The 23,600-nt window shown below is 46.5% G+C and carries 19 protein-coding genes and 1 pseudogene; 13 read left to right on the plus strand and 7 right to left on the minus strand.

Going from position 1 to position 23,600, the window contains the following annotated elements; translation table 11 throughout:
* The first annotated feature begins 422 nt into the window (after positions 1 to 422).
* The 8 genes from tsaB to lgt all read left to right on the plus strand — a co-directional run bounded on the left by tsaB (position 423) and on the right by lgt (position 8,099).
* Complete coding sequence (gene tsaB / locus B5F71_RS12340) at positions 423 to 1,112, plus strand: tRNA (adenosine(37)-N6)-threonylcarbamoyltransferase complex dimerization subunit type 1 TsaB (protein WP_022040218.1); 690 nt, start codon at positions 423 to 425, stop codon at positions 1,110 to 1,112.
* A 79-nt stretch (positions 1,113 to 1,191) separates the two neighbouring features.
* On the plus strand, positions 1,192 to 1,812 hold the full coding sequence (locus B5F71_RS12345) for a DUF4290 domain-containing protein (protein WP_022040219.1): 621 nt from the start codon (positions 1,192 to 1,194) through the stop codon (positions 1,810 to 1,812).
* Positions 1,813 to 1,827: 15 nt separating this feature from the next.
* Positions 1,828 to 3,135, plus strand: coding sequence for a UDP-N-acetylglucosamine 1-carboxyvinyltransferase (gene murA, locus B5F71_RS12350; protein ID WP_087210762.1), 1,308 nt, complete (start codon positions 1,828 to 1,830; stop codon positions 3,133 to 3,135).
* Positions 3,136 to 3,140: 5 nt separating this feature from the next.
* The gene (gene rimM / locus B5F71_RS12355; protein WP_087210765.1) at positions 3,141 to 3,656 is read left to right on the plus strand and encodes a ribosome maturation factor RimM; all 516 of its coding nucleotides are present in this window, start codon (positions 3,141 to 3,143) and stop codon (positions 3,654 to 3,656) included.
* A 35-nt stretch (positions 3,657 to 3,691) separates the two neighbouring features.
* The gene (locus tag B5F71_RS12360; RefSeq protein WP_013617466.1) at positions 3,692 to 4,543 is read left to right on the plus strand and encodes a M23 family metallopeptidase; all 852 of its coding nucleotides are present in this window, start codon (positions 3,692 to 3,694) and stop codon (positions 4,541 to 4,543) included.
* A 102-nt stretch (positions 4,544 to 4,645) separates the two neighbouring features.
* The gene (locus B5F71_RS12365; RefSeq protein ID WP_022040222.1) at positions 4,646 to 5,806 is read left to right on the plus strand and encodes a 1-deoxy-D-xylulose-5-phosphate reductoisomerase; all 1,161 of its coding nucleotides are present in this window, start codon (positions 4,646 to 4,648) and stop codon (positions 5,804 to 5,806) included.
* 109 nt (positions 5,807 to 5,915) lie between these two features.
* Positions 5,916 to 7,256 carry an RIP metalloprotease RseP gene (gene rseP / locus B5F71_RS12370; protein ID WP_087210768.1) on the plus strand — a complete coding sequence of 447 codons (1,341 nt, stop codon included), beginning with the start codon at positions 5,916 to 5,918 and terminating at the stop codon, positions 7,254 to 7,256.
* Between the two features lie 21 nt (positions 7,257 to 7,277).
* Complete coding sequence (lgt, locus tag B5F71_RS12375; protein WP_087210771.1) at positions 7,278 to 8,099, plus strand: prolipoprotein diacylglyceryl transferase; 822 nt, start codon at positions 7,278 to 7,280, stop codon at positions 8,097 to 8,099.
* A gap of 335 nt (positions 8,100 to 8,434) precedes the next feature.
* Here the strand turns inward: lgt and B5F71_RS12380 are convergent, their stop codons facing one another.
* Positions 8,435 to 8,974 carry a cyclophilin-like fold protein gene (locus tag B5F71_RS12380; protein ID WP_087210773.1) on the minus strand — a complete coding sequence of 180 codons (540 nt, stop codon included), beginning with the start codon at positions 8,972 to 8,974 and terminating at the stop codon, positions 8,435 to 8,437.
* Between the two features lies 1 nt (position 8,975).
* Positions 8,976 to 9,839: pseudogene (locus B5F71_RS12385) on the minus strand (alpha/beta hydrolase); the annotation flags it as partial.
* Between the two features lie 90 nt (positions 9,840 to 9,929).
* Here B5F71_RS12385 and B5F71_RS12390 point away from each other — a divergent pair.
* Together B5F71_RS12390 and B5F71_RS12395 are read left to right on the plus strand one after the other, a co-directional pair.
* On the plus strand, positions 9,930 to 10,505 hold the full coding sequence (locus B5F71_RS12390) for a helix-turn-helix domain-containing protein (RefSeq protein WP_087210776.1): 576 nt from the start codon (positions 9,930 to 9,932) through the stop codon (positions 10,503 to 10,505).
* A gap of 121 nt (positions 10,506 to 10,626) precedes the next feature.
* A complete protein-coding gene (locus tag B5F71_RS12395) occupies positions 10,627 to 13,062 on the plus strand; it encodes an alpha/beta fold hydrolase (protein WP_087210778.1) in 2,436 nt (811 codons plus the stop codon).
* A gap of 251 nt (positions 13,063 to 13,313) precedes the next feature.
* On the opposite strand, the gene B5F71_RS12400 is transcribed toward B5F71_RS12395, so the two are convergent.
* The gene (locus B5F71_RS12400; RefSeq protein WP_087210781.1) at positions 13,314 to 14,549 is read right to left on the minus strand and encodes an anaerobic sulfatase-maturation protein; all 1,236 of its coding nucleotides are present in this window, start codon (positions 14,547 to 14,549) and stop codon (positions 13,314 to 13,316) included.
* Positions 14,550 to 15,022: 473 nt separating this feature from the next.
* Positions 15,023 to 15,484: an Lrp/AsnC family transcriptional regulator gene (locus tag B5F71_RS12405; RefSeq protein WP_022040231.1), complete on the minus strand. Its 462-nt coding sequence runs from the start codon at positions 15,482 to 15,484 to the stop codon at positions 15,023 to 15,025.
* A gap of 194 nt (positions 15,485 to 15,678) precedes the next feature.
* Between B5F71_RS12405 and B5F71_RS12410 the strand changes: the two genes are divergently transcribed.
* The 3 genes from B5F71_RS12410 to B5F71_RS12420 all read left to right on the plus strand — a co-directional run bounded on the left by B5F71_RS12410 (position 15,679) and on the right by B5F71_RS12420 (position 21,435).
* The gene (locus B5F71_RS12410; RefSeq protein ID WP_022040232.1) at positions 15,679 to 16,980 is read left to right on the plus strand and encodes an O-acetylhomoserine aminocarboxypropyltransferase/cysteine synthase family protein; all 1,302 of its coding nucleotides are present in this window, start codon (positions 15,679 to 15,681) and stop codon (positions 16,978 to 16,980) included.
* A gap of 383 nt (positions 16,981 to 17,363) precedes the next feature.
* Entirely contained in the window at positions 17,364 to 20,564 is a 3,201-nt protein-coding gene (locus B5F71_RS12415; protein ID WP_087210784.1) for a carboxypeptidase regulatory-like domain-containing protein, read from the plus strand.
* Positions 20,565 to 20,676: 112 nt separating this feature from the next.
* The gene (locus tag B5F71_RS12420) at positions 20,677 to 21,435 is read left to right on the plus strand and encodes a glycerophosphodiester phosphodiesterase family protein (RefSeq protein ID WP_087210787.1); all 759 of its coding nucleotides are present in this window, start codon (positions 20,677 to 20,679) and stop codon (positions 21,433 to 21,435) included.
* Positions 21,436 to 21,564: 129 nt separating this feature from the next.
* On the opposite strand, the gene cdaA is transcribed toward B5F71_RS12420, so the two are convergent.
* The 3 genes from cdaA to B5F71_RS12435 all read right to left on the minus strand — a co-directional run.
* The gene (gene cdaA / locus B5F71_RS12425; RefSeq protein WP_022040031.1) at positions 21,565 to 22,344 is read right to left on the minus strand and encodes a diadenylate cyclase CdaA; all 780 of its coding nucleotides are present in this window, start codon (positions 22,342 to 22,344) and stop codon (positions 21,565 to 21,567) included.
* A gap of 12 nt (positions 22,345 to 22,356) precedes the next feature.
* Positions 22,357 to 23,223 carry a dihydropteroate synthase gene (gene folP, locus B5F71_RS12430; protein WP_087210791.1) on the minus strand — a complete coding sequence of 289 codons (867 nt, stop codon included), beginning with the start codon at positions 23,221 to 23,223 and terminating at the stop codon, positions 22,357 to 22,359.
* A 125-nt stretch (positions 23,224 to 23,348) separates the two neighbouring features.
* Positions 23,349 to 23,600: transposase family protein (locus B5F71_RS12435; RefSeq protein WP_143269898.1), on the minus strand; the 252-nt coding region annotated here is incomplete at its 5' end.

The raw sequence follows: 23,600 nt of genomic DNA on the forward strand, positions 1-23,600 counted from the left end.
TTGCATCCTCTTCAACTCCTTGATTACAAAGCTAATGAAAACCTTTAATAAAATAAAAAAATTCTCTGGATATTTGGATTACAACATAGAAGAAACTGTTTTGAATTTACGTGCGATGATTGGGAATGAGCTTTTGAGGCACTTCCAGCCCTGAGAGAGAATTCCCAAGTTTGCAAGACACAATCAACCCAACCGGAAAAACGAAGATATATTCATAAGCCAATCCAACTAACTGCTATAGGCCACGAAGCTGACTGAAACAGACTTTAAATATATCTTCATTTCGCATATCATTTATTTTAGCTAAAAGAACATCCATAATTGCCACTCCCCTGACACAAACTCAAAAACTTACAAACTCAAAAACTTACAAACTCAAAAAATAATTGTATATTTGCACACTCGTACTTAATAATAGATTTATGTCGTGCATTTTACATATTGAGACCTCTACAGAGGTCTGTTCGGTTGCCGTCAGCCAGGACGGAGCATGTATTTATTCGGAAGAAGACTTCAACGGGCCTTCACATGCCGTGACTTTGGGCGTATATGTAGACCGGGCGTTATCATTTGTTGAAAGCCATGCCATACCGTTAGATGCGGTAGCAGTAAGCTGCGGGCCAGGTTCGTACACAGGTCTCCGTATAGGTGTGTCGATGGCCAAAGGAGTGTGTTACGGACGTGGAGTACCTCTTATCGGACTTCCTACACTGGAAGTGATGTGTGTACCGGTATTACTTCGCCACGAATTGCCAGACGATGCATTGCTTTGCCCGATGATTGATGCGCGTCGTATGGAGGTATATGCTACTATTTATGACCGTGCGTTGCGAGTCGTACGTCCTACCGGAGCAGATGTGATTGACGAGCATTCATATGCAGAATTGCTTGCCGATCATCCCGTATATTTCTTTGGAAACGGTGCGGAAAAGTGCCGGACAAAGCTAACACACCCCAATGCACATTTCATCGAAAAGATCTATCCGTTAGCCAAATGGATGTTCCCTTTGGCTGAAAAGGCAATGGCTATCGAAGATTTTAAGGATGTAGCCTATTTTGAACCTTTTTACCTGAAGGAATTTGTGGCTTCAAAGCCCAAAAAATTATTATAAATGAGTCGGTCCGATGCTTATAAGTATATTAAGAGTCGAGCCAACTAGAACATGAACCCTAGTCCCTAACTTAAAAAATATGGAATATAATACCCAACAACGAAGATTGCCGCTACCGGAATATGGCCGGAGCGTACAAAACATGGTAGACTATGCTTTGACGATAGAAGACCGCAAAGAGCGGCAACGCTGTGCCAATACGATTATAAACATCATGGGAGGCATGTTTCCTTACTTGCGTGATGCAAATGATAACAATCATAAATTGTGGGACCACCTTGCCATTATGTCCGATTTCAAGCTAGATATCGATTATCCGGTGGAGGTAGTAAAAAAGGAAAGCCTGGAAATCAAACCCGACCGCATTCCTTACCCACAACATCGTATCCGTTACCGGCACTATGGCAGCTATATACAGAACCTGATTCGCATAGCTGTCGATTATCCGGAAGGGGAAGAGCGTAAGCGTCTTTTGCAAATGATTGCCAATCACATGAAAAAAGATTACCAGAACTGGAACAACAAGGATGGTATGGAAAACCAGAAAATACTGGATGATTTGTATGAACTTTCAGGAGAAAAAATCAAATTGACCATTGATGATGTGCAATTGGTAGAACAACGCACGATGCCCCGCAGACGCCAAATGAACAATAACAACCAACAGAGAAACAATAACCAGCAAAAAAGGAAGTATTGAAAACCAGAAGACTATATGGCATCATTTGTAATTGAAGGAGGACATAAACTGCACGGCGAAATTATCCCGCAAGGAGCGAAAAACGAAGTGCTGGAGGTTATTTGTGCCACATTGCTGACCGATGAAGAAGTGATTATCAGCAATATTCCGAATATATTGGACGTAAACAACCTTATCCAGCTGCTTCGAGATATGGGGGTAAAGGTAAAAAAGCAGAATGCGGATACATATGCGTTCCGTGCCGATGCTGTCAACTTCGATTATCTGGAAAGCGACGATTTCCTGGCGCGGTGTTCGCGCTTGCGTGGCTCGGTGATGCTGGTAGGACCGCTTGTAGCACGTTTCGGACGTGCGGTCATTTCCAAGCCGGGAGGAGATAAAATCGGACGACGCAGGCTGGATACACACTTCTTGGGAATCCAGAAACTGGGAGCTGATTTTCAATATGATAATCAAAGGGGTACGTTCCGCATTCTGGCCAAGCGATTGAAAGGCACCTATATGTTGCTTGACGAAGCATCGGTAACAGGTACCGCCAACATCGTAATGGCAGCAGTGCTTGCCGAAGGGAAGACCACCATCTACAATGCTGCCTGCGAGCCATACATTCAGCAGCTTTGCCGGATGCTGAACCGCATGGGAGCACATATCGAAGGCATAGCTTCGAACTTGTTGACTATCGAAGGGGTAAAGACATTGAAAGGATGTACACACCGTGTCTTGCCAGACATGATTGAAGTAGGCAGTTTTATCGGTATGGCAGCAATGACAGGAAGTGAAATTACCATTAAAAACGTATCGTACGAGAATCTGGGAATCATCCCAGACAGTTTCCGCCGGTTGGGCATCCGCCTGCAACAACATGGCGATGACATTTTCGTACCTTGCCAAGAACACTACGAAATCGAATCGTTCATCGACGGGTCGATTATGACCATAGCCGATGCGCCTTGGCCCGGACTGACCCCCGACCTGCTAAGCGTCATGCTGGTAGTTGCCACCCAAGCCAAAGGGAGTGTCCTGATTCATCAGAAGATGTTCGAGAGCCGCCTGTTCTTCGTGGACAAGCTCATCGACATGGGCGCCCAGATTATCCTTTGCGACCCGCACCGCGCGGTAGTTATCGGACATGACCGTACGTTCCGGCTTCGCGGAGGCAACATGACATCGCCCGATATACGCGCAGGCATCGCCCTGTTGATAGCCGCACTCGATGCGGAAGGCATCAGCCGTATCCATAACATCGAACAGATAGACCGCGGATACCAATATATCGAACAACGCCTGTTGGCTTTGGGCGCACGTATCACCCGTATTGAATAAAGCGTATGATAAGAAAGGAAGAAGTTTTTAAAATCGGTGTCATCAACAAGCCGCACGGCATAAAAGGAGAAGTGTCTTTCACCTTTACCGATGATATATTCGACCGTGTGGATTGCGATTACCTTATCTTGCTCATGGACGGCATCCTGGTTCCGTTCTTCATGGAAGAATACCGTTTCCGTTCCGATACGGTGGCACTGGTGAAATTCGAAGGCATCGATACCGCCGAGCAGGCACGCAGGTTCACCAACGTAGAAGTGTATTTCCCCAAGAAATTCATGGACGAGCAAGAGGACGTGACTTCCTGGAACTTCTTTATCGGTTTCCGGGTAGAAGATGTGCATCACGGCTATTTGGGAGAGATAACGAATGTAGACGATACCACCCTCAATGTCTTGTTCGCCATCGAGAAAGACGGAGAAGAACTTTTATTGCCTGCCCACGAAGAGTTTATCATCGGTTTAGACCGGGAGAAGAAGGTAATGAAAGTAAACGTGCCCGACGGATTAATCGAACCTTAATATATATAAGGTATAAAATAAATAAGGAGTAAGGTATGAAAAAAGCGCGCAAGGCATTTTGGCATAACATCCGGTTCAAGTACAAGCTGAGTATCGTCAATGAGAACACATTGGAGGAGATCGTGGGGATTCACGTTTCGAAATTGAACGGATTGTCGGTATTGCTGGTGTCGTGTGCGGTGATATTCTGCATTGCTGCAGCCATAATCGTCTTTACGCCTTTGCGCAACTATCTGCCCGGCTACATGAACAGTGAAGTGCGTGCACAGGTAGTGGCAAATGCCCTGCGTGCCGATTCGCTACAGGCTGCACTCGAACGCCAAAACCGCTATGTGATGAATATCCGCGACATTTTAAGCGGACAGGTAAAGGCAGATACGGTGCAGTCTATCGATTCGCTGACCGACTTGCGCGAGGAAGAACTGATAGCACGCTCGAAGGAAGAAGAAGAGTTTGTAAAACAATACGAAGAAAAAGAACGTTATAATCTGACGGCAATTACTGAAGAGGGAGCTGCCGGACTGATTTTCTACCGTCCGGTGCGGGGCGTGATGTCTACGAACTTCAATCCGGACAACCGCCATTATGGAGTCGATTTGACCGCAAGCCCGAATGAAACGATACTGTCCGTACTGGAAGGCACAATCATCTTCGCCGGTTATACACCCACGTGGGGATACGTCATCCAGATACAGCATCCGCAGAACTTCATCTCGGTGTACAAACACTGCAATTCGTTGATGAAACGCGAAGGCGACAAGGTAAAAGGAGGAGAAGGAATCGCCTTGGTAGGTGATGCCATAGACAAGGACGACAAGCCCCACCTGCACTTTGAGTTATGGCATAAAGGGAATCCGGTCAATCCCGAACAATACGTTGTGTTTTAAATTTACGATTGGAACATTTACGATTTTTAAAAGTATGAACGTGAATGAACCAAGAATGAAGAAACAAGTAAATAGTAATTTGTAAATTGTCTAATAGGAAATATGAAAAGGCAAATAGCGATATTAGGTTCTACAGGTTCTATCGGGACACAAGCCTTGCAAGTCATCAAGGAGCATCCCGACCTGTACGAAGTGTATGCTCTTACGGCAAACAATCAGGTGGATTTGCTTGCCCGACAGGCACGCGAGTTCCAGCCCGAAGCCGTTGTGATAGCCAATGAAGACAAATATCCGGCACTGAAAGAAGCACTCTCCGACTTACCCGTAAAAGTGTATGCCGGAAAAGACGCACTGGCTCAGATTGTAGAATCCCAACCGATTGACATCGTTTTAACCGCTATGGTGGGCTATGCCGGTCTGCTGCCTACAATGAATGCCATCCGTGCGGGAAAGGCCATCGCCCTTGCCAATAAGGAAACCATGGTCGTAGCGGGTGAGATTATCAATGCTCTGGCACAAGAATATCATACCCCTATTCTTCCGGTAGACTCGGAACACTCGGCTATTTTCCAATGCCTGGAGGTGAACAATCCTGTATCGAAGGTGATTCTTACCGCGTCGGGTGGCCCGTTCCGCACGTACACCATCGACCAGCTCCGCACGGTCACCAAGGCGCAGGCTTTGCATCATCCCAACTGGCACATGGGAGCCAAGATAACCATCGACTCGGCTTCGATGATGAACAAGGGCTTCGAAGTAATCGAAGCCAAATGGCTCTTCGGCGTGCGCCCCGAACAGATTGAGGTAGTAGTACATCCCCAGTCGGTCATCCACTCGATGGTGGAGTTCGAGGACGGAGCGGTAAAAGCCCAGTTGGGCGTGCCCGATATGCGTCTGCCCATCCAATACGCTTTCTCTTATCCCAAGCGGGTTTCCCTATCGGGAGAGCGGCTGGACTTTGCCAAATACAATACGCTGACTTTCGAGAAGCCCGACACGGAACGTTTCCGCAACTTGGCTTTGGCATACGAGGCACTGCATCAGGGAGGCAACATGCCCTGCATCGTAAATGCCGCCAATGAAGTGGTGGTGGCGGCATTCCTGGAAGACAAGATTTCGTTCCTCGGCATGAGTGAGGTCATCGAGAAAACCATGACACGCGTGCCGTTTATCCAGCGCCCGAGGTATGAAGACTATGTGGCTACCGATGCCGAAACACGGCGCATTGCCGCAGAATTAGTGATAAACAAGATGACAAGGTGACAAGACAACAAGGTGACAAGGCTTAAAATACCTTGGGAGAACATTCCAAAACCTTGTCAACTCGTCCTTTTCACCTTGCCAACTAAAAAATTAAAAACAAGAAAACGATATGGAAACATTTTTGATTCGTGCTCTCCAACTCATTCTCAGCCTTTCGCTGCTGGTAATTGTGCACGAAGGAGGACACTTTTTCTTTGCCCGCCTCTTTAAGATACGGGTAGAGAAGTTTTATATTTTCTTCGACCCGTGGTTTGCCTTGTTCAAATACAAGCCCAAACATAGCGATACGGAGTATGGTATAGGCTGGCTACCCTTGGGAGGGTATTGCAAAATTTCCGGTATGATTGACGAATCAATGGATACCGAACAGATGAAAAAGCCGCCTCAGCCATGGGAATTCCGCTCGAAGCCTGCAGGCCAACGGCTTCTGGTAATGGTGGGCGGAGTGCTGATGAACTTCATCCTTGCCTTGTTTATTTATTCCATGATTCTTTTTACATGGGGCGATTCGTACATTGCCCTGAAGGACATGACGTATGGAATGAAATTTAATGAACTGGCAAAAGAGATAGGTTTTCGTGACGGGGATATTCTCCTAAGTGCCGACGGTGAGGAATTAACCCGCTTCAACGGAGACATGATTCGGAGCATCGTCGAAGCGCACGAAGTGACCGTGCTTCGCGATGGAGAAGAGAAACAAATCCTGATGCCCGAACTGAGCCTGCTCGATGTAGCCCAACAGAGTCCGATGTTCGTATCCGTATTCCAGCCGAATGTAGTGGATTCGGTCATAGCCGGAGGAGGATTTGCACAGGCAGGCATCCAAAAGGGAGACTCACTTGTAGCATTCAACGGTACGGAAATCAATTCTTGGAACGAGTTCTTAGACCAGATGAACCGCCTTCAACTGAACGCCGAATTGCAGGAAAAGACTTCGGGCGAGTTCACATTGGTTTATTCACGTGCCGGAATACGGGATACAGTCAATGTACAGACGGATGCCAGCTTCAAGGTAAACGCCTACGGAGGCTTGATCGATTATAAAGTGACCGATGTGTCGTATGGCTTTTTCCAGTCTTTTCCAGCAGGTGTTATGTTAGGAATCAATACATTGAAAGGATATGCCAACGACATGAAGTATGTCTTTACCGCCGAAGGAGCCAAGAGTCTGGGAGGTTTCGGTACCATCGGAAGCATCTTCCCAAAGGTATGGGACTGGCAACGTTTTTGGGAAATGACCGCATTCCTCTCCATCATCCTCGCCTTTATGAACATCTTGCCTATTCCGGCGCTCGATGGCGGACACGTATTGTTCCTGCTCTACGAAATCATCGCCCGCCGCAAGCCGAGCGACAAGTTTATGGAATATGCGCAGATGGTAGGCATGTTCCTGCTCCTTGCCCTCCTCATTTGGGCGAACTTCAACGATGTGATGCGCTTTATTTTCTAATATAAATATAAAGGAAAATAGATGAACCTGCTTTACATTCATTGGAATCCCGACCCCGTACTGTTCCACATCGGAAATTTCGGACTTCGGTGGTATAGCATCTTCTGGATGATTGCCATTCTGGCAGCTTGCCAAGTAGTGTACAAGCTCTATCAAGTGAGGAAATTTCCGATAGATACTTACCAGTCGCTGTTCGTATATTGCATGGTAGGTACATTTGTGGGTGCCAGGTTGGGTCATTGCTTATTCTATGACCCTTCCTACTTTCTGGCACATCCCTTGGAAATCGTGCTTCCTGTCCGCTTTCTTCCCAACGGAGACTGGATATTTACGGGTTATGCCGGACTTGCCAGCCACGGAGGGACGTTAGGATTGATCATCGCCCTATATTTCTTTTGTCGGAAAACCAAGATGCACTACTTGGACATACTCGATATGTTGGGCATTGCCGCACCGGTAGCTTCAGGCTTCATCCGCCTTGCCAACCTGATGAATTCCGAAATCATCGGCATGCCGGCCAATCTTCCTTGGGCGTTTGTCTTCGAGCAGGTCGACCCCCAGCCCCGCCATCCTGCCCAGCTTTACGAAGCCCTTGCCTATTTCTTATTCTTCGGCATCATGGTCTGGATATTCCGGAAGCGGAAAGACACTGCCCCTAAAGGTTTCTATTTCGGGCTTTGCATCACCCTGATATTTACGTTCCGCTTCTTCATCGAGTTCCTCAAAGAGCGTCAGGTGGATTTCGAGAATGCCATGCCCATCGACATGGGGCAGGTATTGAGCATTCCCTTCATCGCACTGGGGCTTTATTTCGTGTTGCGCCGGAAAACGGTCAAAGCATGAGCAAATGTAAGAAACTGTTTTGAATTTATCCAAAAAGTTTTTCTCGTCTTGATGTATTCGTTTTCGTGTGTGCTTTGGGCGATTTTTTGGTTCTTTCCGCTCCTGCTCTTCGTCAGATAGCCCGCTATCTTCCTCATCACAGAAGCGAAAATGCCTCAAAAACTCATCCCAAATCATCGCACGATAAATTCAAAATAGTTTCTAATTCAAATACGGAAGCAACGATTTCGGGGAGAAATAAAAAAACGGATGAGAAAGGTTGATAATATTCTTTTCTTTGTTATGCCGGAGCACAAATCCGGCGCAACAAAGAATACACAAATCATCGACAGGTATTACCGGACTTCAAACCTTACGCTTACATCTCCACCTCCCAAGGCTGCGGCAAGCCCTTCGGGATTGTCTATCTGCCCCAAGCGTGTGTAACTATAGCCGGACGAAAAAGTTTCGTAAAACAAGACGACGCAAGACGAGCCGTAAAGCATCAGGTCGCCTGTCTGGATTGTCCCCGGACGATAGCTGTCCGTAGGCAGATTTTCCGATAAGTAATGGTATTTCTCGTTGCCGTTCATCTCGCTCATATCCAGCCTAAGGGGGAGCATGGCTGCAAAAGCCTGTGCAGCCTCATTGTCTGCCAGCGTAGCGGCAAACGATGTTCCGTTTACTGAAATTATAATATTTCTTTCCATGGATGCATTGTCATCACCGTTATTGTTATCGTTGTTTCCTTCATTATCGCCCTCATTTTCATCAGATGGCGGAGCGGGGACTTCCGTCCTTTCCTCCATCGGGTCATCGTCCGAGCAGGCAATAAGGGCATTTGCCGTAAAAAGGAGGGAAATAGCCACTCCACAGCAGTAAATCAACCGTTTCATATCACTTCAGGTATTGGTTGTAAAACTCGACTATCTTGCCGAACGGTATCTTTTCCAGGTTGTCGTACAGGTCGGTGTGGCTGGCTCCCGGCACGATATACAATTCCTTGTTGTCACCTTTCAGTTTCTTGAAGGCATCCTCACCGAAATAGCGCGAATGTGCCTTTTCGCCATGCACCACCAATACGGCACTGCGGATTTCATCGCTGTAAGCCAAAATGGGCATATTGAGAAGTGAAAGCGAGGAAGTGACGTTCCACCCCAGACCTGAATTGATGGAACGGGAGTGATAGCCACGCTTCGTTTTATAATAGTCATAATAATCCTTCATAAATTGTGGCGCGTCATCGGCAGGCTGGGGATTCATCACCGTGCGCTTGTACGTGCCGTTGCGATAGTCTTCCGTCCGTTGGGCATTCAGTTGCTTGCGCATTTCATAGCGGACGTTCGCATTGTCATTGGCATCGAAATAGCCGTTTGCCGTCCCCCGACAGATGTCATACATCGTGGAAGCCACCGTCGCTTTGATGCGCGTATCCATAGCCGCCGCGTTGATGGCAAAACCTCCAAAGCCACAGATGCCGAGTATGCCGATGCGCTCCGGGTCTACATCGTCACGGGTGGACAGATAGTCTACCGCCGCACTGAAGTCTTCCGTGTTGATGTCCGGCGATGCCACACTACGGGGCTGCCCGCCGCTTTCTCCGGTAAAAGAGGGGTCGAAAGCAATGGTCAGGAAACCGTGCTCTGCCAATGTCTGCGCATACAGTCCCGATGCCTGCTCTTTCACTGCCCCGAACGGTCCACTGACCGCGATGGCTGGGAGCTTGCCTGCCGCGTTCTTGGGTTTATACAAGTCGGCAGCATCCACCGTATCGAAGAGGGACCTGTGCCTGAAGCCGATGCACTGTTGTTTCATCCCGATTTTCTGTTCCGTACCCCATTGGCACAAAAAATGAAACAGTATAGTTTCTTTTCGTATGCTTCCAATGAGGCGTTGCACTTGTCTGCGGACGAACGTGTCATCGTACAGGATTATATGAACAAGATAGCCCATGAACTGAAGCACCCCATCGACAGGTTTTCCAAACCGCTGATAATCTCCAACATTGAAGTGCTGCTCAATTATTGCATGCGCTTTTATGAACGTCAGTTCGTCACGCGCGAAGTGCTGAACAACGATGTCCTTATCCGTTTCGAGCAATTGCTGGACGAGTATTGGGATTCCGGCACGGCACGCCTGCAAGGGCTTCCCACCGTGAAATATTTTGCTGAAAAAATTTGCCTTTCTCCCAACTATTTTGGCGATTTGGTAAAATCAGAAACAGGCAAGAGCCCGCATGAACTTATCCAATCCAAAATAGCGGAAATCGCAAAGAGTGCTCTTCTTGACCCCAAGATGAACACGAAACAGGTAGCGGACATGTTGGGATTCCAATATCCGCAGCACTTCCTGCGCTTCTTCAAGAAAAAAGTAGGATGTACCCCAAAGGAATATCGTACTCAAAACAACTTGACTGTATGTAGTTAATTGGAAATGGATTGCGAAAAATCAGTGTGATTCTTTATTTGAATATCCGCAAAACCGATACACTTACTTGCATTTTTCGTATCTTTGGGGCTTGAAATAAATTTTAATACAAGCAGAGTTTATGAAAATACGCATTTTATCCCTCATGCTCTTGGGACTTGCCCTTCAGGCAATGCCTTCCGTTGCCCAAGAGCGTCTGCCCGAATACCTTCAGGCAGAGAAATTCACACGAGAAAAACTGAACACGATGCTGTTCTCTACCAAAGTCGACCCGCATTGGTTCCCGACCGGAAACGATTTCTGGTTCGAATACAAAACCAGCGAAGGCACATCGTGGTATGTAATCGACCCCGACGCACGCCGGAAGACTCCGCTTTTCGACCGCGATGAATTGGCATCCCAACTTACCGAAATCGTTCACGACCCGTTCGAGGCACGCCATTTGCCCATCCAAAACCTGAAAGTGAAAGAAGACGGACGTACCTTTACCTTCGAAGTAACCTCTTCGCAAGACAAGAAGCCGAAGAAGGATGACAAGAAAAAGGCAGACACCCCCGAAAAGGAAGTATTCTATTTCTCCTACGATTATCCGACACGCAAGCTGACCCTGCTGACCGAAGAAGCCAAGGAACCGAAACGGCTGGATTGGGCATCGGTCTCTCCCGACGGACAAACGGTGGTATATGCCAAGGACTGCAACCTCTACCGCATGAGCATCGCCGATTACCGCAAGGCGCAAAAGGACGAGAAGGACAGTACGATTGTAGAAATCCAGTTGACGAAAGACGGAAGCGAGCACTTCGGCTATGGCATTCCTTACAGCATATTGAATACCGATACCCTGTGCAACGGCAAACGCCGGGGCGTATGGGGATACTGGTCGCCCGACTCGAAACATTTCGTGACCGTAGTGACCGACGAACGCAAGGTGAAAGACCTGTGGGTCATCAACTCCACGGCTTCGCCCCGTCCCACGCTGGAGACTTACCGCTACCAGATGCCGGGCGAGATGGATGCTCCCGAAGACCACCTGTACATCTTCGACATGACCACGAACACCCGGAAAGAAATCCGTACGGCAGCATGGAAGAACCAGACACTGATGCTGGAAAACCGTCCGTATCAGATGAAAGAGCGGGATGCCGAATTTATCCCCGATGTATGGCAGGGCGACAACAACCGCTTCTTCCTGACCCGCAGCAGCCGCGACCTGCACCGCATCGATGTATGTACGTACACCATCGGACAAGACTCCATCGTCCCCATCGTAAAAGAACGGATGAACACCTATCAGGAAACACGCCCCATTCAGGTATTCAACGGTGGGAAAGAGTTTATCCAATGGAGCGAGCGAGACGGCTGGGCACACCTTTATTTATATGATGACCAAGGAAACCTGAAAAACCGCATCACCAAAGGACCGTGGCACGTAGAGCGTGTCGTAAAGGTAGACCCTGCCACCCGTACCATCTACTTCACCGCCAACGGACGCGAAGCGAACGAAAATCCTTATTACGAACACTTGTATAAAGTGAATGCCGACGGAAGCGGCTTGAAACGGCTGACCGAAGGCGAATACTTCCACGAAACAGACATGGACGACGATGCGCGTTTCATCGTAGACAATTATTCGCGGGTAAATACCGTTCCGAATGCTGCCCTGATAGACCGCAACGGAAATAAGGTGATGGATTTGCAGGAAAGCGATTTCTCCCAGCTTTTTGCCGCAGGCTACCAGTTCCCCGAACTCTTTACGGTAAAAGCTGCCGATGGTGTGACCGACCTCTATGGCGTGATGTACAAGCCTTATAATTTCGATTCGACCAAAGTCTATCCGATAGTCGACTACGTATATCCCGGTCCGCAGGTAGAAGCGGTCTATTATCCATTTACCCGCATGAGCGTACGCACCGACCGCCTGGCGCAGGCTGGCTTTATCGTGATTTCGGTAGGACAGCGCGGAGGACATCCCAGCCGCTCGAAATGGTATCACAACTACGGATACGGAAACATGCGCGACTATCCCCTTGCCGACCATAAGGCAGCGGTAGAGCAACTGGCGGCACGCTACAAATACATCGACATCGACCGCGTAGGCATTCACGGGCACTCGGGAGGCGGATTCATGTCTACCGCCGCTATCCTTCAGTATCCTGATTTCTACAAAGCCGCCGTATCGTGTGCCGGGAATCATGATAACCGCATCTACAACCGCTGGTGGAGCGAGACCCATCACGGCGTAAAAGAAGAGATTACCGAAAAGGGAGACACGACCTTTGTGTACAAGATAGCGACAAATCCCGAAATAGCCAAACAGCTGAAAGGACACCTGATGCTGGTACACGGCGACATCGACAACAACGTACATCCGGCAAACACCATCCGCGTAGTAGACGCGTTGATTCGTGCCAACAAACGCTTTGAGATGCTTATCCTCCCCGGCCAGCGTCACGGCTTCGGCGATATGGACGAGTATTTCTACTGGCGCATGGTAGACTTCTTCTCGCGCTGGCTGAACGGAAAAGCCGAAGATTCGGTAGATATTCCCCGAAGGTGAATTTAGAAGCTGTTTTGAATTTCTCCAAAAAGTTTTTCTTGGCTTGATGTATCCGTTTTCGTGTGTGCTTTGGGCGATTTTTGGGTCCTTTCCGCTCCTGCTCTTCGTCAGATAGCCCGCTATCTTCCTCATCACAGAAGCAAAAATGCCTCAAAAACTCATCCCAAATCATCGCACGATAAATTCAAAACAGCTTCTTACTGTTTTTTGGAGAGGTGTCAAACTGGCACTCCTCCAAAATTAACCAGTAATCAGAATATCGAAGGCTTGGTTCGAAGGATTTCCATTATATTGGCAGGAGGACGTTGTGCTGTCAATTCACGTGCCATAAAGTCCATATAAGGTGCCACGTGGGCAAAATATTTGTAAAATCCGGGACAAAGATAATTCAATCCATATTCTCCGTCCGAAGTCAAGCAAAAACGGTTTTTGGGACATTCTCCGTTACAGGCGAAAAGATAAGGACATTCCTTGCATTGATGTGGCAGGCTTGAACGTTTAGCCAAGCCAAATTGCCGTTGTTGTTCTCCATACATCATTTCTACAAGCGTCTTTTCACGAATGTTTCCCAATTTGTATTGTGGGAAAACAAAATGGTCGCACGAATAGACATCACCGTTAAATTCCATTACTCCCGCATGTCCACATATCGGAGCCAGTGTGCATACTCCCGGACTGGTTCCCACCCAATTAGCAAGGGTCGCATCAAATAACTGAATGAAATACTTTCCTACATCATTTTGCACCCATTCATCGAAAATGGCACAAAGGAAGTTTCCCCATTGCAGAGGCGATACGGAAAAAGCTGCCAAATTTTCTTTGCCAGTCTTATCCACAGAAGCCAAATAACGTCCGTCACTATGATGTGTGATACGTTCTACAACAGGAGCAAATTGAATATAATGGCATCCTATCTGCTTGAAGAAATGATAAAATTCCAATGGATAATCTCCATTGAGGTTGTTTACGACAGCCATAGCATTCCATTCTACACCCCGTTTATTCAGTAAATGAATGCCGTTCATTACTTTGGAAAAAGAAGGATTTCCTCCTCGTGTTTTCCGATAAGCATCGTGAAATTTTTGAGGACCGTCAATCGAAACGCCTACCAGCCAGCCGTTCTCGTGAAAAAAACGACACCATTCATCATTTAATAACGTGCCATTGGTTTGAATACAATTGTCTATTATGCGACCCTGTGCATATTTACGTTGCAACTCCAAAGCTTTCCGATAAAAACTCAATGGACGCATCAAAGGTTCTCCACCATGCCAAGTAAATAGTATCTGAGACGTGGTTTGCGACTGGATATATTCTTTAATGAATTTTTCCAGCAATTCATCGCTCATAATAGAAACATTTTTTTGAGGATATAAGTTTTGCTTTTCCAAATAGTAGCAATAATCGCATCTCAGATTACATAAAGCACCTCCAGCTTTTAACATAATGTAAAGCGGACGTGCAAAAGGGGCTAATGTATTACTCATGTTATGGTATATAAAATTAAGTAGATGTTGAAAATCAGTTTGTATAAAATCTGCGTTTCTGATAAATATCATTAAGAGCCTGTTTAAATTTTGCTCAGGTTAATTTTGCGAATTGTTTTCGAGGATGTTTTTCTGATTATATGAGGAGGATAGCGGGCTATCTGACGAATAAAATCGGGAAAACAGACCGGGAACAAACGAAAAAGAACCTGATAGAATATTACTTTATTGGAAAATTTAAACAGGCTCTTAATTTTGCATACACATTAAATGTCCGCAATTTGCCAATCTGACCGTATAAAAATGCAGTAGTACTGCATTTGCCGATAAAGTCTCTATTCATTTTTAGGGAGATGTATTGACTGTTTGCAATATTCATTTGTAAAAATTAGAGTTTCTTAGAAACGGTTTCGTTTTTTGACTCATGACGGATTTTTGCAACTCTCCATTAAAAAACAGCCTTTCCCTTGTTTTTAAAAATGAATACCGTATGTATGTTTCAACTCATCCATCACAAAGACACTTTCCAGTGAACTTAGATGTTCAATAGTACCTAAGACATTAAGTATGAATGCTTGATAATGTTTCATATCCTTGGCATGGATTTTTAGCAAATAATCATAGCTTCCGGAAATGTTGTAACATTCGGTCACTTCTGGAATCCCTTGCACAATGCGACTGAAATCTTGGGCAATGTCACGGTTAAGACGAGTCATCTTCACTTTACAAAAAACAATAAACCCCTGGTGAAGTTTTTCAGCATCTACTATCGCCATATATTTCTTAATGTATCCATTTGCTTCCAGCCGCTTCAGACGTTCGAACACTGGAGTAGATGACAGGCTGACCCGTGCGGCAAGTTCTTTAGTCGTAAGCCGGGCATTTTCTTGCAAAACACGAAGAATCTGCAAATCTATTTTATCTAATGTTTCCATAAAAGAATTCTATTCTGTTTTATATCCCTTTTGGAATATTACATTGTGCAGTTATTCTATTTTAGGATACAAATATAGATAGATTTTCCAAATAAAGGACAAACATTGATTGTTATTTCCAGAATTACTTATTTTGCAGAAAAATATTTAGAAGAAATTCAAAACAGTTTCTCAATAATCTTTATAAAAAAACAATGGACAAGACTAAACTTCATTTCGAAACGTTGCAATTGCATGCCGGACAAGAATTGCCCGATCCCACAACTGGTGCACGTGCCGTTCCCATTTACCAGACCGCTTCGTATGTGTTCCACGATTGCCGACATGCTGCAGACCGCTTCGCTTTGCGCGATGCCGGAAATATCTACGGACGTCTCACCAACGACACCCAGCGAGTATTGGAAGAACGCATGGCTACCCTTGAAGGAGGAGTGGCAGCTTTGGCTGTAGCCTCTGGAGCTGCAGCAGTAACTTACGCCTTGCAGAACATTTTACATGCAGGCGACCATTTGGTAGCAGCCGATAACCTCTATGGAGGCTCGTACAACCTGATTACACACACGCTTGCAGAACAGGGAATTACACATACCATTATCCGCATCAACGACCTGCATGCGCTGGAAGCTGCCATTCGTCCCGAAACAAAAGCGGTGTATGCAGAAACATTCGGCAATCCTCATTCGGATATTACCCACATAGAAGCTGTGGCAGAAGTAGCACACCGTCACGGAATACCTTTGATTGTAGATAATACCTTTGGTACTCCTTTTCTTATCCGTCCCATCGAGCATGGAGCAGACATAGTGGTTCACTCCGCTACCAAGTTTATCGGTGGCCATGGTACTTCGCTGGGCGGAATCATTGTAGACAGCGGACGTTTCGACTGGAAAGCCTATCCGAACCGCTTTCCTACAATGACTCTTCCCGACCCGAACTATCACGGAAACATTTTTACCGATGTGGCAAAAGAAGCAGCATTTGTCACCCGCATTCGGGCTGTCCTGCTCCGAGATACGGGAGCAACCATCTCACCTTTCAATGCTTTCCTGTTGTTGCAGGGACTTGAAACCTTGTCACTGCGCGTAGAGCGTCATGTGACCAATGCCCTAAAAGTAGTAAAATACCTTGTAACACACCCCATGGTGGCAAAAGTCAATCACCCTTCCCTACCTTCACATCCCAACCATGCACTGTATCTTCGCTATTTTCCACAAGGTGGTGGAAGTATCTTTACTTTCGAGATAAAAGGCGGACAAAATGAAGCATGGCGTTTCATCGATTCACTGAAAATCTTTTCACTTTTGGCAAATGTAGCGGATGTGAAAAGCCTGGTGATTCATCCTGCCACTACCACCCATTCGCAGCTTTCGCCTGAAGAGCTGAAAACGCAACACATCACGCCAGCTACCATCCGGCTTTCCATCGGTACTGAGCATATTGATGACCTGTTGGAAGATCTGGCACAAGCATTTGAAGCTTGCAATATACCCGATTAATAGAAAACATTACATGATAGAATAGCTTTTATACTTCTCGCAGCATTAATTCACATAGCTGCCTTGTTTGTAAGATTATTAATCTTACAAACGATGCAGCTATATAGCATTGGCTTTTATACTTTAAAGACAGCATTCAAGCATGCTTTTTGATGAACATAAGTGAATTGGCAGTCTCACATAAGTAACTCAGTCATCCCACATAAGTAAGTCGGTCTTATCACTTATGTTCGTTTGAGAGTGTCTTTTGGCAAATTTCTTTTCGCACCATGTAATATCCACGTAACACAAATCACACGGTTTCTTTACACATCGGTCATGGAGATGTAATACGCCTGCTTTACTTTTGTTGCATCAATTTAACAAACACTTAACTAAAGATTATGACAACAAAAATCAAGCAAGCGTTATTGCTTCTCTGTATCCTGTTCATCATGCCGGGATACTTGTTTGCCCAAGATGACCGTGCCGTTATTACGGGTATTGTGACCGACGAAACCAATCTGGGAGTCATCGGTGCCACTGTGCAAGTAAGAAACGAGTCAACAGGCTTCAGCACAGGCTCTATCACGAACGAAAACGGTGAATACACCATCAAACAGCTTCCGTTGGGAGGTCCGTACACAATTAAGGTGTCCTACATCGGATATGGGGACCAGACGAAAAGCGGATATACCCTGAACCAAGGCGACCAGGTGCGTATCGATTTCCAGATGAAAGAAGAATCCATTACCATGGAAGCCGTGGAGGTGGTTGCCAACTCCTTAAAGAATACCATTGCCACAACCGGCTCGGCTACTTCGGTGACCGAACAGGACTTGGAGAAGCTTCCGGTGAACGGACGTAACTTCACCTCATTAGTCGACCTCTCGCCGCTCAGCACCGGGTCGAGCCTTTCGGGCCAGCTGGCGTCTTCTACCAACTATACCATCGATGGCATGACGGCCAAGAACCCTACTTCGGGAGGAAGTACGACAAGCCGCAACGGAGTGCCTTACGCCATCTCAATGGAAGCCATTCGCGAATTCAAAGTGGTAACCAACCAATACGATGTAACCAACGGACGTGCCGGAGGAGGTACGGTGAGCACCGTAACCAAGTCGGGTACCAACACCTTGACAGGTAGTGCTTTTGTGTACGGACGTGCCAATTGGCTATCCAGCCCATACGACATCCGTGGAAACAAACGCGATAACGACTTCTCCACGTATCAGTTCGGAGCCTCATTGGGTGGCGCCATCGTAAAAGACCGCGCACATTTCTTCATCACGTGGGATCATCAAGCAGACTCTCGTCCACTCTATATCGCCGACATCCATAATGCAACTGATGAACAACGATACAGCCTGAGCACGGACACGCGCGACCGTTTCCTGCAAATCGCACGTGACAAATACGGTGTGGCAAACACACCACAATTCGGGGCATTCGACAAGAAACAAAGCACGGATGCTGTATTTGCCCGCGTAGACTGGCAAATCAATGCCACCAACCTCCTGACTTTCACTGATAACTTTGTGAACGACATGAACAATCAGGGATTGAGTGACAACACCAGCATCACAATGTATGAATCGTATGGAAACGTACATTCGTTAAACAACAGTGCTCTGGCCACCCTGCGTTCGGTAGTAGGTCCGAGAGGCACGAACGAACTGAAAGTGCAACACCTTTATACATTAGAGAAATCGATGCCGGGCGATGAACTGCCATCCGCCAACATTCCACGTGCAATCGTACAGAACGTAGCTTCTACCGTAAACGGCAAAACCGTACATACAGATATTCAGTTAGGCGGCCAGCGTTATTGTCCCGAAAACTTCTACAACCACGTGCTTCAATTGGTAGACAATTTCTACTACAACACAAAACGCATCAATTATACTTTCGGTGTAGATCTGATGTACACCCACATGAACTCACGCTACGGAAGCGAAACCAACGGACGCTTCTACTTCAACGGGATAGACGCATTCGAGAGCTTGACTCCTTCGCGTTATGTACGCGAACTCTATCTGACGGATAACGACCGGGTAATGCAAAACATCATGAATGCAGGCGTTTACGCTCAATTGCAAACCAAACCGTTCCCCGGATTCGAAATCATCGCCGGACTCCGCTTGGATAACGCCACCTATTTCAATAAAGGAACGTTCAACCAGACCGTTTACGATGAATTGGGATTGCGTACCGATAATGGGCTTTCTACATTCCAAGTGCAGCCCCGTTTGCAAATCACGTGGGATATTAACGACAAACACCGAGATATCATCCGCTTGGGCGGAGGTATCTTTGCCTCGGATATCAATAACTATGCGATGATCAACAACATGGTATTTGACGGGACACGTACCGCTTCTATAGATGTTGAGTTAGATCCTAGAGACAAGAACTATAATGAACTGCTAAACCTGCTCCGCCCCGATTTTCCTGCTTATCGTCAAGACCCTTCTAAAGCACCGGGAGCAGAACTGTTTAATAACCCTAACATCGAAAAGCTCTCTACCATCAACTTGAACGGGGCAGATTGTAAAGTGCCGGTTATCTATAAAGCGAATGTCTCGTACACCCACTTCTTCAACGACCGTCTGAAAGTGACCGTAGGAGGATATATGACCTTAGGACGTAATAACTACATGTATGTAGACCGCAATATGGTAGACGAGCCTTATTTCCGCCTTACCGCCGAAGGCAACCGTGGCGTTTACGTACCAGCTGAAAGCATTGATCCGACCGATGGAGAACTGCATTGGGCAAACGGACGTAAGACCAACAAGGTAGGTCGTGTGCTCGAAATGGTGAGCGAAGGAAAAGTCAACCAGTTTGCTTTCGTGGTAGAAGGAACGTGGAGATACTTCAAGGATGGACAGCTCTCGGTAAGCTATACCTGGAACGATACAAAAGACAATACCTCGTACAACGGAAACGTGGCAAACTCGGCAACCCTCTCGCAAATGGTAGTGGATGACCCGCGTGACTTAAGCAAGATGACTTACTCGAATAACCAGTTCCGCCATAAAGTGGTGGTTTATGGTACGGCTCCTACCTTCTGGGGAATCAGCATCGGCGCACGCTTCTCGGGCATCGGCGGAACCAGATACTCGCTGGCTGTAGGCGGAAACCTGAACGGTGACTTTGTTAATTCCAATGATTTGGCTTATATTTACGACCCGAATGATCCCGCTACTCCTGAATACTTACGCGAAGGAATCAATGATATCCTGAACAATCCCGAAGTGGAACAGAGCACGAAAGATTACATCCGCAAGAGTTTCGGTAAAGTGGCAGAACGCAACGGTGGCGTAAACGGATTCTACGGTACACTTGACTTGCGTCTGGCTAAGAAATTCAACCTGTACAAGAAACATAGCCTGGAATTGTCGGTCGACATCTTCAATGTGGCAAACCTGCTGAACAAAGACTGGGGTGCCGGACACACCTTGGGCAAGCAGAACATCTACTCTATCAAGAGCTTCGACCAAGATACCAAACAGTTTGTATATAACGTGAACCCGAACACCGGCGTGTCGAGCCTGAACGGTACACCGTACCAGTTCCAGATAGGCTTGAGATACGCATTCTGATTTAAGAGTTGACTAGGTACCAGGTGACTAGGCTTAAATAGTCGTGACAATGGTACCTAGTACCTAGTCACCTAACACCTAGTCACCTAACAATAAAAACCATAAAACAAACATGAAAACAAGAAAACTTTTCCTCGCTTGCGCCTGCGCACTTTTCGCATTGGCGGCACAAGCACAGACCCAGGTCATCGCACACCGCGGATTCTGGAAGGCAGAAGGCTCTGCACAAAACTCTATCACAGCACTGAAGAAAGCCGCTGAAGCCCAAGTATACGGTTCAGAATTCGACGTGCAACTGACCAAAGACGGCATCGTTGTTGTGAATCATGATGACACCATCGGAGGTTATACGATTGCCGAAACCGACTATGCCACACTGAAAGACCTGAAACTGAAGAACGGCGAAACTCTTCCCACGCTGGAAGACTACCTGAAAGCCGGCAAGCAATTGCCCGACATCCAACTCATCCTCGAAATAAAACCTCATAAGACAGAAGCACAAGAAAATCGGATTTCTGCCGATTGCGTCAAAATGGTGAAAGAAATGGGTATGGAAAAACAAGTGGAATACATTTCATTCAGCATGCATGTATGCGAACAGCTGGTCAAACTGACTCCGGGTTCGGAAATCGCCTACCTGAAAAGCGACATCGCCCCCAAAGACATCAAGGCGAAAGGCATGACCGGCATCGACTATTATTATAAGGTATTCGACAAGCACCCCGAATGGGTGAAGGAAGCGCACGACCTGGGCATGAAGGTCAACGCATGGACGGTGGACGAAACGGCCGATATGCAGAAACTTATCGACTTGAAAGTGGACTACCTCACCACCGACCAACCGCTGGAAGCGAAAGAACTCGTTAAATAAGATAATCCATTATCTTCTCCACAGCACCGTGTCAGACATGCATAAGTTGTGTATCTTCGCAACATGCATCTGACACTTTTTTTATGAATTCCGCATTCCGCCAATGCAGGAACGAGATTAGGTCGCCCGTCATTGCATTGTTGCCTCCGTAAGCATCCGTTCCAGTTCCTCTGCGCTGAGGCGCAAATGAAACTCCCCTTGATAAGCGATGGAAATTCCTCCCGTCTCTTCCGACACAATGATAGCCATGGCATCGGTTTCCTGCGAGATACCCAAAGCAGCACGGTGTCTTAACCCAAGTTCTTTCGGTATGTTCAGATTATGCGATACGGGCAGGATACAACCGGCAGCCTCAATACGTTTGTGGCTGATAATCATAGCTCCGTCGTGTAAAGGACTATTCTTGAAGAAAATATTTTCTATCAGCCGTTGATTGATACTGGCATCAATGATATCACCTGTTCGGGCGATATCGTCTAACGGAAAGTCACGTTCCATCACAATAAGGGCACCTACCTTTCCTTTGCTCATATTAAGACACGCCATGACAATGGGCATGATGTCTTCCTTTCCTCCATCGCTTTTCTGCTTGCCTTTGAAAAAACGGAGCAGACTATTCGTACTGTGACGAGAACCTAATGAAAGCAGGAAGTGACGAATTTCATCTTGAAACAGAACAATGATGGCAATCACTCCCACACTGACCAGTTTATCAAAGATAGAACCAAGCAGACGCATCTGTAACACTTGCGACACGATGACCCAAATCACGATAAACACCAAAATACCGGTAAACACATTGATAGAGCCTGACGACTTCATCAATTTATAAGTCTTGTAAAGCAAAAAAGCTACAAGCAGGATGTCAATGACATCTTTAATGGTTAGGATGGTAAAACTGAAAGGCATGGCAATAACTGGTTAAGATGGAGTGATGAAAGTGGGGTGTTGCATGGCAGAAACGATTTTCACAACTTCAACGGCAGCTTTTACATCGTGCACACGCAGAATGTCGGCACCTTTTGTCAAGGCAATGGTGTTGATGGCAGTCGTACCATTCAGTGCATCCTCCGGTTCTCCTCCCAGCAGTCTGTATATCATAGATTTGCGTGAGACTCCCACCAATATGGGCAACTCGAAAATGCTGAATTCCTCCAATTGGCTGAGTAATGCATAATTATGTGTCAATGTCTTCCCAAATCCGAATCCCGGATCGAGAATGATATCTTTCACCCCTAAATCACGCAATCGTTGCACTTTTTCAGAAAAGTAATACATCACGTCCTTCACTACATTGTCATAATGCGGATGAGTCTGCATGGTTTGCGGTGTGCCCTGCATGTGCATAATAATATAAGGTATACCTAAGCGGGCAACTGTAGGAAACATATCAGCATCCATCATACCGGCAGAAATATCGTTAATGATGGACACACCATATTCCTCCACACACATCTGCGCGACATCAGCACGAAACGTATCTACAGAAACCACAGCTTCGGGCAGTTCACGCCGGATAACGGAAAGCCCGAAACGCAGCCGTCTCATTTCTTCTTCGGGACTGACATCCTCGGCATTCGGACGTGAAGAATAAGCGCCGATATCAATTATGCTTCCGCCTTCATCCACTATCTGATGCACACGCACAGCTATATCCGTTTCATTCTGCTTGCGGCTTCCAGCAAAAAAAGAATCGGGTGTTACATTCAATATACCCATTACTTGCGGATGCGACAAGTCCATCAGTTGACCGTTTACGTTTATATATTTAATGATGTTTCTGTCCATTTCAAACTCGGTATAAAATCGATGCAAATGTACACACAATAATTTGGATTTAATAGTGATGGCTTCGGATTTTTTCAAGGGCTTTTTTTAGAAAGGCCCTAATTATATAATAGAGTTTATGTAAATTAGTTATGATAGTTCCAAGGGTTGATTTTAATTCTGAGATTATGCAGTGCCATACATGTGGAAAAGATGTTTTCTACAAAGTTGTTTGCCCTGAGCCTGCACTCGTCTTTGAGGATGCGCATGACTTTCGCGCTTCCTATGGCATGTTCTATACGCACCCTGATGGCGGAAACTTTCTTGTTGTATTCCTTGTCCTGCCTGGAAAGCTCTTTCCCTTTGGGCTTCTTGACCGGCTGTATGATTTCCACCCC

Origin of the sequence: Bacteroides sp. An269 (assembly GCF_002159755.1) — a bacterium.
Lineage (GTDB): Bacteria > Bacteroidota > Bacteroidia > Bacteroidales > Bacteroidaceae > Phocaeicola > Phocaeicola intestinalis.